The following is a 16,111-nucleotide window of genomic DNA, read 5'->3' on the forward strand; positions in this document are numbered from 1 at the left end:
CGCTCTGCCTGTTGCATTATGTTACTCTTAAACTTTAATACTAAATTTGTAAGAAACGAAAATAAAATTGGCAACCTATTAGTTTTAAAAACAGATTAACAATCAACAATTTTTTCATATTTAACCGTAATTAGACTATAAATTGTGTTTAAATTCGTTAGTGAGTTAGTACAAATTATGATCCGCTATTATTCCGTTTTAACTAAATCACTGATCAATTCTGATTTACCCCGTATAAGTAAAGGTAAGCGTAACGAATGAAGGGAACACGAGCAATAATCGTTATACTAATAGGACTGCTAACAGGTTGCCTCCACCATAATCGGGCAACTGAAGCAAAACTATTGGCTTTAACTCCAAATGTTCCTTACTCTTTTACCAGTCTGACCAGAGACACAATTCTGTTTGATTCACCCCAACAGGTAGCTGATCTAAGCGCCCCCGATTTGATCGAAGTATCAGGACTAGCAGCCAGCCATCGAAATCCAGGTTATATCTGGATGGAAGAAGATTCGGGCAATGCGAATGAAATTCAACTGGTTAGTCAGGAAGGCAAGATTGTAGCCCGTTACGTTATCGACGGCGTAAAGAACCGCGATTGGGAAGATATTGCCGTTGGGCCAGGTCCTGAACCGGGCGAGGTCTATATTTATCTGGCCGATATTGGCGATAATCGATTCTGGCACCACGAAAAAATAATTTACCGTTTTCCGGAGCCTTCTTTAAGCGGTCAGACTCTTCCCTACAAAGGTCATATTGCAGCTTCAGAAGCGATTCACCTGCAATTGCCTGATGGTGCTCAGAATGCCGAAGCCATCCTGCTCGATGCATCGGCGCAGGAGTTGCTCCTCCTCACAAAAGGCAAGCAGTCATTTGTGTACTCAGCCTCTTATTTGTCGACGGATTCTCAACCGACCATGATGACGCGGCTGTTCTCATTACCCTTCAAGGATGTTACGTCGGCCGCCGTTTCATCGAATGGCAACGAGATTCTGATTCGCACCTACGAGCAGTTATTTTATTACCAGCGGAATGCGGGCGAAACCATTACAGAATCTCTTAAGCAGGCCCCTTGTCTATTACCCGTAGCCACCGAAATGCAGGGAGAAGCGGTCGGCTGGGCTGCTGACGGCTCCGGCTACTTTACGGCCAGTGAGAAGCTCGATTCTAATCCGCACGGTATATTCTTTTGCTCACGCAAAAAGCCACAGACCACGAATCTGGCTTATTCTTACATTTCTCCTTCGACCCCTAGCCCGAAAAGGGCAAAATCATATCGTACTGGATCGTTGGCATCAAACTGACGTAGCGTTTCGGTTAATTCAAGCGCGGCTTTCCAATCCGTTTGGGGCCGGGTCAGCAAACCTAATTTTCGAGCAACGCGGTTGACGTGAACATCAATCGGCATCACCAGCTGATCGGGTTGCAGGCGCGTCCAGATTCCGAAATCAACCCCTCGGTTATCCCGTCGAACCATCCAGCGCAAAAACATAAGCAATCGTTTGCAGGATGAATTACGAGCGGGCGTTGCAATATGCTTACGCGTTCGCTCAGGAAAGAAATCGGTCAGGCCACAAAACTGATCGTGAAAAGCAATGAGGTTTTTCTCGACGGTTAAACCGCTATCCATCAAAAAAGCATCCTCCAGCGACTCGTTGTTCAGATAATACTGACGAAAAAAGTGCAGGAAATAAAGCGCATCTGTAGCATTAAACGTGCGATGTTTAAAGTTCAGAAATCGCTTTAGGTCGCTTTCATCATGATTCCTGATAAAATCATAAGGCGCGCCATCCATCAGAGTAACCAGTTCGGCTGCTTTTTTCAATATAACCGGTCGCTGCCCCCACGCTAACACTGCCGACCAGAAACCCATAATTTCAATATCCTGCTTTACCGTAAAACGATGCGGAATACTGATTGGATCGCGTTCAATAAATGAAGGCCGATTATACTGATCGGCCTTCTGGTTGAGTAAATCGGAAAGTTCGGTATATGTCAATGTGATTTTCCTCCGCTAACAACCCAGGCCATTGCCCGGGAAATACTCGAAAATACGGCTAATAAGGTAGACATGACAAAAGTAAAGACCGCAATAAACGGATAAGCTAACGTAAACATGACGCTGAATACAACGTAGCCCGGTGTGGCTTTCATCTTCTTATCCCGTTCCCGATTACGTCGGGCTATTCGCTCTTCTTTTGTCTCCATACAATTAAGTTTTCAGTTTTAAGTAGATAAGTTTTCCATGCAGAGAAACGTATTTGGTTACCATTAACGGGGGCAATCAGCACACTGAAAACCTATAGACTGTAAACTATAAACTGCTTAAGGGGCAATGTAACTAACCTCTGCTCGAAAACGCCGGTCAGACGGGGAAAGTTTCGCAAAAGCCTGCGACGACAGCTTTATCAGGATCTTATCGTTTACACCCGTGTTTGGCAGACGCCCAATCACTTTTACCCACAAACTCTGATTATTAAACTCATTACGTACCTGTACTAACGTACCGATAGGCGCAGTACGATGCAGAGCCAGATATTTTCCGGACGCATCGCCATCAATCATTTCAGCAACACCACTCGTAGCAATACGCCGGCCACGGGTTGGCATTGGCGCATCGTTACCCGGCCGGGGCTCTTCTACCACCTCCTCGGGTTTTGCCGGTGCTACGTTATCGCTTTTCGCTGGATTGGATGGCTCTATCCGGGGTGCTGTTGGTTCTGGCTTCGGCGAAACAGGCTCTTCAGCCTTCTTCTGAACAGGTGGCCGTTCTGTTTTGGGAGCCATCCGGGCAGGGGTATCGGGATGAGCCGGAGCGGGTGTTTTGACCGGAGTTGTGGCTATTGGTCCCGATGGAGTGCGTGCCTGATAGGCTTTTTCTGTCACAATCAGCGCCTGCCCGATCAACACGTTATTCCCTGACAGACTATTCCACTTCCGCAGATCGGACTGCGATACGTTGTATCGAACAGCCAGACTATATAACGTCTGTCCAGGTTCTACTACGTGAATACCTGCTTTGCCGGGATCGCTGCTTTTACGAGCATCTTTTTCCGGCTTTTTCTCCGTTGTTTTAGCAACGGATTCCGACCTGGTTTTGCTTTCCTGCTCTTTTTCTTTCTGCTTCTCTTCCTTTTTAATCGCCTTATCCATCGCTTTGGCCGCCTTCCGGCTTAGGGCTCCGTCGGGAATAGGGATTCTAACAATCTGAGCGTAGCGTACCGTACTACCCAGTTCTGGATTAGCCGCTTTTATAGCATTTACGGAACTCGAATATCGACGGGCAATAGCAAATAGCGTCTGCCCTTCATCAACACGGTGTAAAATGAACCGCTTGCCATCTTTTTTCTCGACCCCTACTGAATCAGCGACAGTATGAGCACGAACAAAACCACTTGCCAACAGCGACAGAGCGATAAGTATTACGTATTTCTTCATGGGTTAGTACTAACCAAAAGCCTACAGGAAACTCATCAACAGGAGTTTGTTGTAAAAATAGTGTAAAAATTGGGCTAACTCTCATTCAGAACGTATTGAGCTAACTTTTGCGTCTGATTTCAGGTCCCGAAAGCCTATCTGGCAGGTGTTAAAAAACCTTAATTCTGAACCGCTGAAACACAAACCAGCGTTTACTGTTTAAAAGAAGGTGACTTTCTGAATGCTATTTTTGCTTATACTTCGCGTCATTTTCGAGGATATTCAGCGAATCTAAGTAGAAGTTTTACAGCCGTTTATCCAACAAATTAGTTAATACTAGAAACCCCGACTACATGCAAAATTACTCGATACTTTGGGCCGACGACGAGATTGATCTGCTCAAGCCACACATCCTGTTCCTAAAAAATAAAGGGTATGAAGTAACGCCCGTAAATAGTGGAGCCGATGCGCTTGAAGAGGTTGAGCAAACAAACTATGATGTCGTATTTTTAGATGAAATGATGCCCGGTATGACCGGCCTCGAAACGCTCTCTCAGATTAAGCAGATGCGGCCTAACCTGCCCGTTGTGATGATCACCAAAAGCGAAGAGGAACACATCATGGAAGAGGCTATCGGGTCGAAAATTGCCGATTACCTCATCAAACCACTTAATCCAAACCAAATTCTGCTATCGGTCAAGAAGATACTGGACAATAAACGGCTCGTAACCGAACGTACCAATATTGGTTATCAGCAGGATTTCCGAAACATATCCATGCAGTATAACGACCGTATGGATTTCAGCGAGTGGGCCGATGTCTATAAAAAACTCATATACTGGGAACTGGAGCTAGACAGCTCGCAGGACAGAAGTATGAGCGAAGTAATGAATATGCAGAAAAGTGAGGCAAACTCTACGTTCTGCAAGTTCATTATGGACAACTACGAAGACTGGCTCAACGATCCTAAAGCCGATGCGCCTGTTATGTCGCATCAGTTGATGCGCAAGAAGGTTTTCCCACTGCTCGATCAGTCCGGAAATAACGCTCCCTTATTCTTTCTTTTGATCGATAACCTACGGTACGATCAGTGGAAAGTGATTGAGCCGCTTCTGGGCGAGTACTTCACGCTCGAAGAAGAATCTTCGTATTATTCTATACTGCCAACCACTACTGGATTTGCCCGTAATGCTATTTTTTCGGGTATGATGCCCAGCGAGATGGAACGGAAACATCCAGATCTTTGGGTAAACGACGATAACGAAGACGAAGGTTTGAATAATCACGAAGATGAGTTTCTTCGGAAACAGCTTGAGCAGAGCCGGTTGAACATCAAGATGTCTTACCATAAGGTCTTGAACGTAAATCAGGGTAAATCGCTGGTCGATAACTTCAATAACCTGCTGCAAAATCAGTTGAACGTAATCGTCTACAACTTCGTAGATATGCTTTCGCACGCTCGCACGGATATGGCTATGATCAAAGAGCTGGCTCCCGACGAGTCGGCCTATCGTTCCATTACGCGGTCGTGGTTCCTCCACTCTCCCCTATTGGAACTGATACAGAAGATTTCTGCCAAAGGTGGACGACTGGTCGTTACAACTGACCATGGTATGATTCGGGTGCAGAAACCCGCCAAAATTGTTGGCTATCGTGAAACAAACACGAATCTGCGCTACAAACAAGGAAAGAACCTGGGCTTCGATGACAACCATATATTTGTTGGCCGTAAACCAGAGCGTCTTTTCCTACCTAAGCCACACGTATCAACGGCTTATGTATTCACGCTGGAAGACTACTTCTTTGCGTATCCGAACAACTATAACTACTACGTTAACCATTATCGAAATACGTTCCAGCACGGAGGAGTTTCGCTGGAAGAGATGGTTATTCCGTTTGCTTACTTAACAGCCAAACGATAATAATACAGTATCCTGTAGAAGGGGCTCTGGGCATACGTAATAGACGTATGCCCAGAGCCCCTTCTACATAATGGCCTATCTAGCCAGTTCATTTGTCAAAGCGCAAGCCCTACCACAACTTATTTCACAGACTAGCTCAGAAGTTACTTATACCGCTACTCGCCAAGTAAGTCTATCTAATCGCGCTGACCGCTTGCTGTTAGTTCTTGTTCCCTGGCTAAAAACTGCCTGATTACCCAAAATTAGCGTCACCGATTAAACATGATTAGCCTACATCAACTATCGAATACCCCAAATAATAAATTCATGTACTAATAATCATATTAGAAAACTACCAGAACTATTATTGCAACCAAAAGTAAATTACAGAAAACTTTTTTTGTTAAAATATAAAGTTTCATACACTTTTTAAGGCATTTTACAAAATTTTATATGATATAATATTTACTTTTTTCGAATAAAGAACTACTTTAATTAACCGAATAATATTTTCATTAAACTTCGTAACTGAGAACTTACCTCTTATATGATCACTAATCATCCAGAAAAATATCAAATTAATTCAATTATTGCCAGACGGCAACTGCTGGCCAAGAAGTTGAGCGACATTCGCCAACAGCTTAACGTTCTTAAATCAGCGATAGAATTGATGGGGCAACGTCGGGAAGAAATTTTTAACTCGACTGATAATGAAACTATCAGACTACGTTTGCTGGGCATTGACCTCGACTCACTCCGACAGCGAATCATTGCAGAGGAGCAAAATCTATCCCGCTACTATTCAAGGTTCAACCGAAAAACGATTAATATTGGCGTAGTAGGATTGGCCCGGCAAGGTAAGAGCCAATTGCTCCGAAGTTTATCAGGGCTGGATGATAGTGCAATTCCTGCGGGGCGCTACGGCCATTGTACGGGAACACGCAGCATAATTATTCATAATCCTGATGTTGAGCCCCATGGCGAAGTATACTTTTACACGAGCACAGCTTTTATTCAGGACGTATTAACTCCTTATTATAATGAGTTGCTCAACTTACCCGCACCAGCCACCATTGAGGAATTTGAAGATACTCCGCTTCCTCCTCTACCGGCCGACAAGCAACAAAACCTAAGCGCGAGAATCAAATACGCCCAGCTTGAGCTCTATAAGGATCATTTACCTGACTACAAAACTCGGTTAAAACAAACCTCTCCTCTCTACGTTCCCGCTCAGCATATACGCGAGTTTGTTGCCCAGGACGATAGCACCGGACAGCGTAGCTTTTATAATTTCTTAGCCGTTCGGGAAGCCCATATCATTTGTTCATTTCCGCATGAGAACGTCGGCAATATCGCGTTTGTGGATATGCCAGGGTTGGGCGACACAGGGCTGGTAACCGAAGACTGGCTGATCAGCGCCTTACAAAATGACATCGACATCATCTTCTTCGTAAAAAAACCATCAGGTCTGGGGGAAGTCTGGAAGCCTCAGGAAATTGATTTATACGACACTGCCGGGGGTATAGTGCCCGAAATTCCGTTAAGCGAATGGGCCTTTTTGGTCATGAACCATGTCCGTTCTTCTTCGCCTAACGAAGATAATCTCAGCAACTGCGAGCGTTTGGTAGAGGATCTTTCAGAGCAAATGAAGTTTGTGGAAGAGCTCATCGTTGACTGTTCCGACCCCGAGCAGGTTAACTCCGTTCTTCTTCAAAGCATCTTGAGCTATCTGGATAAAAAACAGGAAAAAGTAGACCTGCAATATATAAACATACTTAATGATCGGCTCCTGCAACTGCATAACCTGATCAAGGCGGAAACGAGAAAAGCAAAAGACGCTCTTGGTCTGGTAGCCGAATCAACTCCATTCAGCTTTAACGTATTTAATCGCTTATTCAGAGATACCGTAAAGAAACTGTATACGGGACTCGAACAACAGGTCCAGGATTTACGCGAACGACGCGAAATACCAAACGAGACCTTCCAGGAATATGTGCTCCAAGCTCAGGAAAATTCCTATTCTGACTCAGGCTTACCGAGCCTTGAACAAATTGAAGATACAAGAAACCTTTTAGGTGGCTACAAGTCGGCCTGCGAACATTACCTGAACTATAGCCGAACGTACATTACCCGACATTTTGAAAGTCTGGAGATAGGCTTGAGCAAATCGGTCGAAGCCGTTAAAATGCAAATTGTTGATGTATTAAAGAATGTAAATCAAGGTCGATTAAACAACCTAAGTGCCCATGAAGGAAGCTCTTTTTTAAAAGATATTATTACCCCTCTGCAGGACCAGCATCCTCTCCTCTACCCAGCCTTCGAAATGCTTGTAGACTTTCAGATTTCGTATCAGGGCTTTTTCTATTACCGCCTTCGTCGTCATCTGGATTGCTTGACCCCCGATTCCGGAAAAGCCGAATTAAGCGCTAAACCATCTGCGAAGGAAGTATTAGCACTTCTGAATGCGATGCATAAGATCGTGCTGGAGAGCCTGAAGAATGAATTGGAGTCCTGGCCTATTGAGATTAACCAGGCGATTTTCGCCACTATTGAGCAGTTCGTAGACAAAGTGCTACGTTCTGAAAACGTTATGGATGAATGGCAATCATTCTATATAGATAATCGGGCGAAGGTATGGCCAGACAGCTTCCAGGAATTATCGGTAAGCAACGGGCTACGGTGGCAATGGCAGGAAGCTACCGAACGCGTAAATACTATCAATCGATCCATCCTCATAGCTGAGAACCAAAAATATGAATAAGGAATTTGACATCACAGTGATTGGGTCAGTACGGGCCGGAAAAACAAGTTTACTCTCAACGATTTACAGCCAGTTTTCTGAAGTAATTGAACTCGACAATGATTTAGAAATAAGACCTGCCCGCGACCTGGATGATAGCCTGGGTAACTACGTTCAGGATTTGCAAAATGCGTTCGGAACCACCACGCAGATGCCCCTGAACAACGCCGATGTGGTTCAGCCAACTGTGATCAGCAAGACCAAGGATAACCATACGCTGAATGGCCGATCGTCATCGACAACCGATTATACCTATAAACTCAATGGCCTCAATTCCAGCGATATTGAGTACCGTTTTAACCTAGGGCAAAAGAATAAAAAACCCAAGATTCAGTTAGTGTTGCGGGATTACCCAGGCGAGCAACTAGCAGACCATCCCAAAGATGTTATCCGGCGAATTCGCGATTGTGCCGTTACGATGATTGCCATTGACACGCCTGCACTCATGATTGAAGAAAGCAAGCGACAACCCTGGCGATTCCATAAAGACCGTAATCTGTTTGAAAACGGGAAACCAGGCCCCAACAATCTTTGCTCCATTTTTGAGGAAGCCTATAAAGAGATAAACGGGAAAAAATTAGTGGTTCTCGCGCCGGTCAAATGTGAAAAATGGATGGCCGATCCAGCCTGCGCCGATCAGTTGCTTGAGCGAATAAAGCTTGGCTATAAACCTCTTCTCGACCTGCTGGCCAGCATGAAAGACAATGTGGCGGTAGTCGTAACGCCTGTAGAAACGTTAGGTAACATCATCTACGCCTATATGGATCAGCCGAACGCTTACTCTCCTCAGTTTATGAAAGAGACTATTTTAGCCAAGTATAACCCCCGATACGGAGACCAGCCGCTACGTTACATATTACGCTTTGTTATTAAGCGCTTTCTTGAAAACCCAGGCTTCTGGTTCCATTGGTTCGGTAACGACAAGCCGTTTGTAAGTGCCATGGATAATTTTGCAAGAGGATGTAAAGCAGACCCCTTACGAGGAAATATGGCCAGTGGTTTTACAGTCATTCAAGGCAGCCAGTTACTATAGGATGTCTATTTTATCGATGTACACGTATTCTTTGTTAACTTATAGTTTCATGAAGCACTATTATTCGCAACCTATCAACTATCCCGCTCTATCGTTTCTATACAATTAAACAACGGCTTATATACCTGATTCATACGTACAAAGTCATACAAAAGCCCCCGAAGAGGTTCAATACCATCTCTGGGGGCTTTCTTTATACATCTGTTGGTGTTATCGATTGGCGAAAAATCTCCTAGAGATTTTTCTGCCAACGCTCCCTCAGCTGAAGCTGCTGCGCAGTTGCCTGCGGGTCGGGTTCAAAAACGTACCGATTGACTTCGTCTATTTCCTGCATAGTAGCCTTTACGGGAACAACCTGTCCATTACGTCGTACAGAAACTTCGTACGTATCGCCAGCTTTCAGGCTACGTATTTGGTCGCGAATCGCAGCAAACGTATCCATGCTGACTGGCTGTTGATTAAAGCTGACCAGCTCATCATTTTCCTGAATCCCCGCCAGACGTAGTGGTTCACTAACCTGCCGTATTCGTAACGTATCGTTTACGGGTCCAATACGCATGCCCAGCGAAGGTAGCTTCTTGCCGGTAGGAACAGCAGGCTTATAAGCAATTCCGATTTTGCTGAAGTACTCCTGAAGCGGCAAATGTTCCGCGTTTTTAACGTAGCGATTGAAAAAGTCGCCAATTTCAGGGTAAGTCTTTTGCGTGAAAATAGCGAAGAAGTCCTTTTCGGAGAAGGGGCGATTAGGACCGTAGGTAGTGGTCAAGTCATTAATTACTTCGCGAAGCCCCCGCTTCCCACCCGATAATTCGAGCAACCGAATATCCAACAAGCCAGCTACTAATGCTCCTCGGTTATAAATATTCCCGTACTGGCGCTGGCCTTCTGGCGTATAGCAGGTTAGCGCTAGTTTCAGTAAACTATACGTCGTGTCTAACTGCTGGTCGATTTTGACTTTCTGGCTCAACTCGCCACAATACGTTGGCAAATCGGTCAGGCCACCCCGTAGCCGCATGGCTCCGTTGGCCCATTCCGTTACGCCCTCATACAGCCACAGGTGGGCTGACGGTGTAGGCGTTTCGAAGTTAAACTGCTGAATCAGCTCACTATGGATGTTCAGGGGCGTAACAACATGGAAAAACTCGTGAGCGGCAATCGACGTAACGGTCTGGGCCAAAGCAGGCGAAAAGGGAGCTTCCTTGAAAATATACTCCGAACTGTAGGAATGTTCCCAGGCTCCCCAGCTTTCGTCTTCAAAGTGGTAGAGAAACGTATATCGCTTTACCGGTAGCTTACCCAGAAACTGCCCAGCGGCCTTCAGCATATCCTGCATACTATTCAGCAACTGCGTTGAGCTAACCTGATCGGTCTTCGAATACGTATAGACTTCTACCGTAGCACCCGCTACGTTGGTTTCGGCGCGGGTTAAGCGGCCAAGCAGAATGGGAGAATCAACAATGCGGTCGTAGCTATCGGCCAGATAGTACCCATCTTTGTTTTTTTCCAGCGCAGTACCAACCGACCACTCTGTCGGATACTTGATTTTTACGGCTACTGGTGTTGCCTGCATTCCCTGCGGAAAACCAAATACGCCCTGACCATTGATCAGTACGTGGTCCTGCTCAATAGACGTACCACACATCCGGTAAATAACGTCTTTTTTGACCGGCGTATCCCAGGTCTCGGCAACCTGATATTTAATCTGGCGCACCTGTTCCGGCTGATCAATTTGCCATTGATTAGTCGATAACTGCTTCGTTGCGAGTTCATGTCCCTTCTTGTCAAATGCTTTGAATGAACGAACAAAGCGCCCTATATCCATAACCTGATACGTTCCGGGAGCCGTAGACGCAAACTGATAAACAGCATTGGCAGGCTTTAGTCCGTCAACATGTAAAGTAACGTTAAACTGATCATCGGCCCGATTATTCAGGTCTACTTCATACGTAAGCGGTGCTGGGCCGGCTGCCCAAAGGGGAGTCGATAAGGAAGCAAAAGCCAGCATCGTACTCCAAACAAACTTGTTCATAGTAACTTGTAAACTAAATCAAGGTGTTGTCTTGCTGACAACTGGATCGGTAAACATACGTAATATTCCGGCTTGTGCCCCGTAAAATTGGATGAGAGGCCAATACGTCTGACTAAGTCCGTTTCCCCACTCCCCCTCCCCATCCATTTCCGATAACGCCAGACTTTCCGTAGCCTAACTACGCAGGGAACCCGTCGGCTATCCCCAGCCAGCATCATTTCGCTAGCGATCAACTCACTAACCAACAAGCAGTTATCAACAAAAAACCATTTTTTATAACCATAAAATCCCCCTATCGGGGTATTGAGATCGGAACACCGTGCCAATAGCTTTGTGCTAATCTTCTTATCCACACCAACATTTTATGAAACAGATTTTACGCATTTTTCGCAGCCAGTACGTATGGGCAGCTATCATTTTGTGCGCTCTCGCCTGGGGATGTACTCCTAAAGATCCGGAACCTGCTCCTATCGCTAATTTCTCCTACGGGCCTTCCCGTAATTTAGAAGCGCCTGTCACCATCAGCTTTATCAATGAATCCAAGAACGCAACTTCATACGAATGGAACTTTGACGATGGAACGACATCAACGCAGGCTAGCCCAACGCACACATTCACCGAGGGCGGTACGTTCCGCGTAACATTAACGGCTAAAAACGCAGGCGGAACCGACCAGGCGTATGCGATCATTACGGTTACGTCTAATCCCTTCGGCGGAAACAACGGAAAACTCTCCTTCTGGAAAACCAGTATAGGCGAAGGAAATACGATTATTAAGCTCTCAAATGGTAGTACGAAAGAAACAACGTCCTACTGGAATAGCGTCCCCAGTTGCGATAATACCAACCTACCCAGTTTCATTTTGGCCCCCGGCAACTATACGTACTCAGCCGTTAATGAATCGGGACGGCAATGGAGTGGCTCTGTCACGATCTCAAAATCTCAGTGCACGCTGATTGAGCTAAAAAAGGCAGAAGGCATTGTTAAGTTGCCTTCAGGTGCCGTGATTCGCTCTACACTGATTTCGCGAAATGGCGGCACCATCCGCTTCACACTTGATATTGCCGTTGCCGACATCGATAACACGCTTAGCACCAACCTTCAGCGGGCCAATTTCAGCATTGGCTCCCTAACGAGCAACAACACCAATTATTCGTTTAGCAACGATGGCGTCCAGATGATATCAGGCACTACGTCCCAGGCCTATTCAGCAGCATTGCTTCTTGACCAGAGTGGTAGCATCCAGAGTACAGATCCAGAAAATAGTCGCATTGAAGCCGCTAAAATTTTCTGTGGCTCATTAGGCCCTAATGACAATGTATTCCTTAGCGCATTTGCCAGCAGTGGCAAGTTACCCTACGAGCTCACTTATTATGGCAATGGATTCACTAATAATGGCAGCAGCTATTATAGCACCCTCGACAATCTTAAAAACTTAGTCGACGGAGGAACTCCGCTCTATAAATCGACTTATTCGGTACTCGACTATACAGCTCAAAAAGCACCTAACGCTAATAAAGCGGTTGTTGTATTTACCGACGGAGTGGATACAGAAGGTGGTGTCTCGACCAATACGCTTATTCAGCGGGCTAAACAGCAAAACGTTAAGATCTTTATGGTTGGACTAAAAGACGCAGATATCCCTTCCTTAGCCAATATTGCCAATCAAACGGGTGGCGCTTTCATGTTTGCCCAGGACGCTCCTCAATTACTTACTATGTTTGGCACTTTAGGTAAGCTTCTGGACGGAACGGCTAACTACTACCGAACAACCTGGACCATGACCGTCAATCCAAGTGTTCCGGCTGGTGGCAGTTATTATTTCTGGAGTTCTGTACAGGTCAAAATTGGTAACCGAACGGTATACGTACCATTCCGGGTCGACTATTAGACTACATTACGGAGCGTCTGCCACTCTCATCTATACAGGGTCAGACGCTCTCGTTTTAGGGTTGGATCTGGCAAAGCAATCCAATCAATTCAAGCTGTCTTTTCGGCAGTTCAGTCGATCGATTGGCGTATTGATGTCAGGTGATTTAGGCCGCAGCTAGTTCTGTGACTTGTTTTGCGTCCATTTCGGCAACGAAATAACGCTAAAACAAAAATTACCAGACATCAATGAAAATGCACATCATGGCGCTTTTTGCGCTTGTTATTCTGTTCACCGCCTGCAAAAAAGGAGATGACCTGGCTGTAGACCCAACCAACGATTCATCCCACGAAGCACCTAATCCGCATAATCCATCCAATACGAACAAAGTCCCCGCCGAGCTTGTCGGCAAATGGTCGTACGGAACGTTTTCGCCCACCAACTTCTGGGATTACAACGGGCAATATGCCGGGAATGCCTACGAGCAGGCGCTGGTTTTCGACATCCACGCCGACGGTACGTATGATGAATACATTATTAACTCAACCACTAGCTATAACTGTAGAACGGAAGCTTACACCTATTTTAAGGGAAAAATATCGGTTGATGCCACGAACCAAACTTTCGTTATCACCCCAACCAGCGGTAAGTATCGTGGTTTTTACTCCTGCGCGCCCAGAAGTAATATTAACCGCAATGCTACGTCCAGTGAGTTAAAACAGGAAAAGATGAATTATCAGGTCGCCAGTGGCAAAACAGCCATTAAGTTATCGGATCAGGAAAATCCACAAGGCGTAACGCTAAAAGCGATTAGCTGGTAGGAGTTGGCTAAACCTATAGAAAAAGAGGAGCTGGTAGCCGTTTGATCGCCAACTCCTCTTTTTCGTCTAATTTACTGTAGCCGAACCCACATCGACCCCGTCATAGCCTCGCCTGGATTCAGGACAACGAGTCCTTCTCCGTTATTGAGCGAATCGACGTTAGCCGTCAACGGCTCTATAGCAATACTATCGCGCCGGGCTGGCGTGTAGCAAACTAGATAGTTCAGTTTTCCTTCGCCCGTTTCCTGCCCAACAACGAGCTTCACACCGGCCTTGGGTGAATCGAGAATCGTTTCGGCAAAGCTCACGCCATCGGGCGTTTGACCTGTAGGTTCAATCAGAAAAGGCGTATCTAGCGTTCGTTCACGCAAGCTGAATGTTTCGGCCGGAGTTTTCGGCTCGATGCCACTCGGAATCATATAGTCATCGAGCTTGATCACCGATCGAGCGGGTAGTGAGATCTCCAGCTCATCAATTGGCTCACTGGTAAATGTAAAATAGGGATGCCATCCAAAGGCGACCGGACAACGAGTTTCTCCAGTATTAAGTGCTGAGTACGTAATACGTAGCGCACACATTCGATCCTCATCAGGATTACTACCCAGATTCAACCAGTCGGCGCGGGTAAGTTCGTAGGTCACCGTCAAGGCAAACGGAAATGGATATCCAACGGCATCGCCTGCGTAATCGTAACGCACCGTCAGGCTGGCATGATTGGGCGTTGTTTCCTGGTCAACAACAGTAAAAGACTGGCCATGCACCAGGCCATGAATCGCATTATCGCGACTGGCCTCATTCATACGTAACGCATGCTTTTCGCCTTCGAACGCATAAATACCATGCTTAATCCGGCTTGGAAACGGGAACAGCAACGAACCTGCATAGGACTCATCGGCTAGCAATGCCTGAGGAGAATCCGGCGATTTAAGCAAGGCAAACAAGTGCTGTCCACGACGTAGCACCAGGCGACGGAGAAAGCCCCCAAAGCCGGGAATAATCGTCGCAAATTCGCCCGTTCCTTCGTATTGAAGGATGTATTCAGTTAATGGTTTCCGATCCGATGGAAGAGGTAACGGACCAAACGGCTGAGTTGTAATTGAAAAAGACATAAGATTGAGATTCGTAAAGGCGGTACTTTAGTAAGTGCTTACAAACCAATTTTGTTTGCCTTTATGCCAAAATAAGTAATCGTTTCTATCTCTTTTACTGGACAAAAACCAGCCTCGTTAACCGTCAATTCAAGCCCTATTTTAGCTCACCACAGGCTATTTCAGTAGATTCTGCTTCAACCGGAAAGTGATCGCTCCGACCATAAGCTGGCTGTAGAAAAGTAGATCGGAAGCAGTAAAGGTTTTTTAAAGAAATAGTTGTAAAAAAGAAATATACGCTGTTCTTTTGTGTCAGTGAGACACAATTACAGTACATCGATCAGATGTATCGAATTGCTGGCTTCCTTCGGCTTTAAACAGAGCCAATTCCTATGAACCACTACGCCAACCAGACCCGACTGCTCGTTGCTATTGACTGTATCATTTTCGGCTTTGATGGACAGGAAATTAAACTCCTGCTCATCAAGCGTAATTTCGAACCAGAACAGGGCAAATGGTCGCTCATGGGTGGCTTTGTGAAGGAAGATGAAGATCTCGACGTAAGTGCCAGCCGGATTCTCTACGAACTTACGGGCCTGACAAACATATACGTAGAACAGGTCCAGATTTTCGGCAACGTACGACGCGACCCCGTTGAACGAACACTATCCGTTATGTATTTCGCGCTGATCAATATTGCCGATCATGATACCGATGCTGTCCGCAGCCACAATGCCTCGTGGATTAGTCTGAGCCAGAAACCTAATCTCATATTTGACCACGACGAAATGGTTGCTATTGCCATGGACCGGCTACGGTATAAGGCCGCCCTTCATCCACTGGGCTTCGAATTATTACCCGAAAAGTTTACCATTCCGCAATTACAGAAGCTCTACGAAGCGGTTTACAATATCCCGCTCGACCGGCGGAATTTCAGCCGTAAACTCCTGTCAACGGGACTTCTTCAGGAAACGGGCGAAAAAGACGAGAACTCTGCCACGAAAAAAGCCATGCTATACCGGCTGAATCAGGACAGATACCAAAGTAGATTTAACGCGTTCTGGAATTTTGTACCAGACAGTATGCTGGTTTAATCCATGCTCTATCATAAACGAACATCTATTCTTCTCTCCTAAATTGTGTCTAAAACAC

Annotated in this window: 12 protein-coding genes; 7 read left to right on the forward strand and 5 right to left on the reverse strand. The window is 45.8% G+C overall.

The features are described from left to right. Nucleotides 1-344 precede the first annotated feature (344 nt). A complete protein-coding gene (locus GK108_RS29575) occupies nt 345-1,304 on the forward strand; it encodes a hypothetical protein (RefSeq protein ID WP_212592924.1) in 960 nt (319 codons plus the stop codon). On the opposite strand, the gene GK108_RS29580 is transcribed toward GK108_RS29575, so the two are convergent. From GK108_RS29580 to GK108_RS29590, 3 genes are all read right to left on the reverse strand, one after another. Next, a complete protein-coding gene (locus tag GK108_RS29580; RefSeq protein WP_212592925.1) occupies nt 1,232-1,999 on the reverse strand; it encodes a TIGR02757 family protein in 768 nt (255 codons plus the stop codon). The two genes, GK108_RS29575 and GK108_RS29580, sit on opposite strands and share 73 nt — an antisense overlap. Next, entirely contained in the window at nt 1,996-2,208 is a 213-nt protein-coding gene (locus tag GK108_RS29585) for a hypothetical protein (RefSeq protein WP_163955204.1), read from the reverse strand. Before GK108_RS29585 ends, GK108_RS29580 begins: the two co-directional genes overlap by 4 nt. Nucleotides 2,209-2,325: 117 nt before the next feature. Beyond that, the gene (locus tag GK108_RS29590) at nt 2,326-3,438 is read right to left on the reverse strand and encodes a LysM peptidoglycan-binding domain-containing protein (protein WP_163955205.1); all 1,113 of its coding nucleotides are present in this window, start codon (nt 3,436-3,438) and stop codon (nt 2,326-2,328) included. 332 nt (nt 3,439-3,770) lie between these two features. Here GK108_RS29590 and porX point away from each other — a divergent pair, with 332 nt between their 5' ends. The 3 genes from porX (at nt 3,771) to GK108_RS29605 (ending at nt 9,151) form a co-directional block, all read left to right on the forward strand. Further along, nucleotides 3,771-5,339 carry a T9SS response regulator signal transducer PorX gene (porX, locus tag GK108_RS29595; RefSeq protein ID WP_163955206.1) on the forward strand — a complete coding sequence of 523 codons (1,569 nt, stop codon included), beginning with the start codon at nt 3,771-3,773 and terminating at the stop codon, nt 5,337-5,339. A gap of 526 nt (nt 5,340-5,865) precedes the next feature. After that, on the forward strand, nt 5,866-8,079 hold the full coding sequence (locus GK108_RS29600; protein WP_163955207.1) for a transcriptional adapter: 2,214 nt from the start codon (nt 5,866-5,868) through the stop codon (nt 8,077-8,079). Further along, on the forward strand, nt 8,072-9,151 hold the full coding sequence (locus GK108_RS29605) for a hypothetical protein (RefSeq protein ID WP_163955208.1): 1,080 nt from the start codon (nt 8,072-8,074) through the stop codon (nt 9,149-9,151). Before GK108_RS29600 ends, GK108_RS29605 begins: the two co-directional genes overlap by 8 nt. Before the next feature lie 232 nt (nt 9,152-9,383). Here GK108_RS29605 and GK108_RS29610 read toward each other — a convergent pair whose 3' ends face one another. Further along, nucleotides 9,384-11,180, reverse strand: coding sequence for a M61 family metallopeptidase (locus tag GK108_RS29610; protein WP_246225270.1), 1,797 nt, complete (start codon nt 11,178-11,180; stop codon nt 9,384-9,386). 364 nt (nt 11,181-11,544) lie between these two features. On the opposite strand from GK108_RS29610, the gene GK108_RS29615 reads away from it, so the two are divergent. Both GK108_RS29615 and GK108_RS29620 read left to right on the forward strand, forming a co-directional pair. Next, the gene (locus GK108_RS29615) at nt 11,545-13,071 is read left to right on the forward strand and encodes a PKD domain-containing protein (RefSeq protein ID WP_163955209.1); all 1,527 of its coding nucleotides are present in this window, start codon (nt 11,545-11,547) and stop codon (nt 13,069-13,071) included. Between the two features lie 227 nt (nt 13,072-13,298). Next, a complete protein-coding gene (locus GK108_RS29620; protein WP_163955210.1) occupies nt 13,299-13,871 on the forward strand; it encodes a hypothetical protein in 573 nt (190 codons plus the stop codon). 71 nt (nt 13,872-13,942) lie between these two features. On the opposite strand, the gene GK108_RS29625 is transcribed toward GK108_RS29620, so the two are convergent. Continuing rightward, nucleotides 13,943-14,980 (reverse strand): aldose 1-epimerase, encoded by a 1,038-nt coding sequence (locus GK108_RS29625; RefSeq protein WP_163955211.1) that lies wholly within the window; start codon nt 14,978-14,980, stop codon nt 13,943-13,945. Between the two features lie 371 nt (nt 14,981-15,351). On the opposite strand from GK108_RS29625, the gene GK108_RS29630 reads away from it, so the two are divergent. Beyond that, the gene (locus tag GK108_RS29630) at nt 15,352-16,053 is read left to right on the forward strand and encodes an NUDIX hydrolase (protein WP_163955212.1); all 702 of its coding nucleotides are present in this window, start codon (nt 15,352-15,354) and stop codon (nt 16,051-16,053) included. Nucleotides 16,054-16,111: the final 58 nt, after the last annotated feature.

It is taken from the genome of Spirosoma terrae (assembly GCF_010435915.1).
GTDB classification, from domain to species: Bacteria; Bacteroidota; Bacteroidia; order Cytophagales; family Spirosomataceae; genus Spirosoma; species Spirosoma terrae.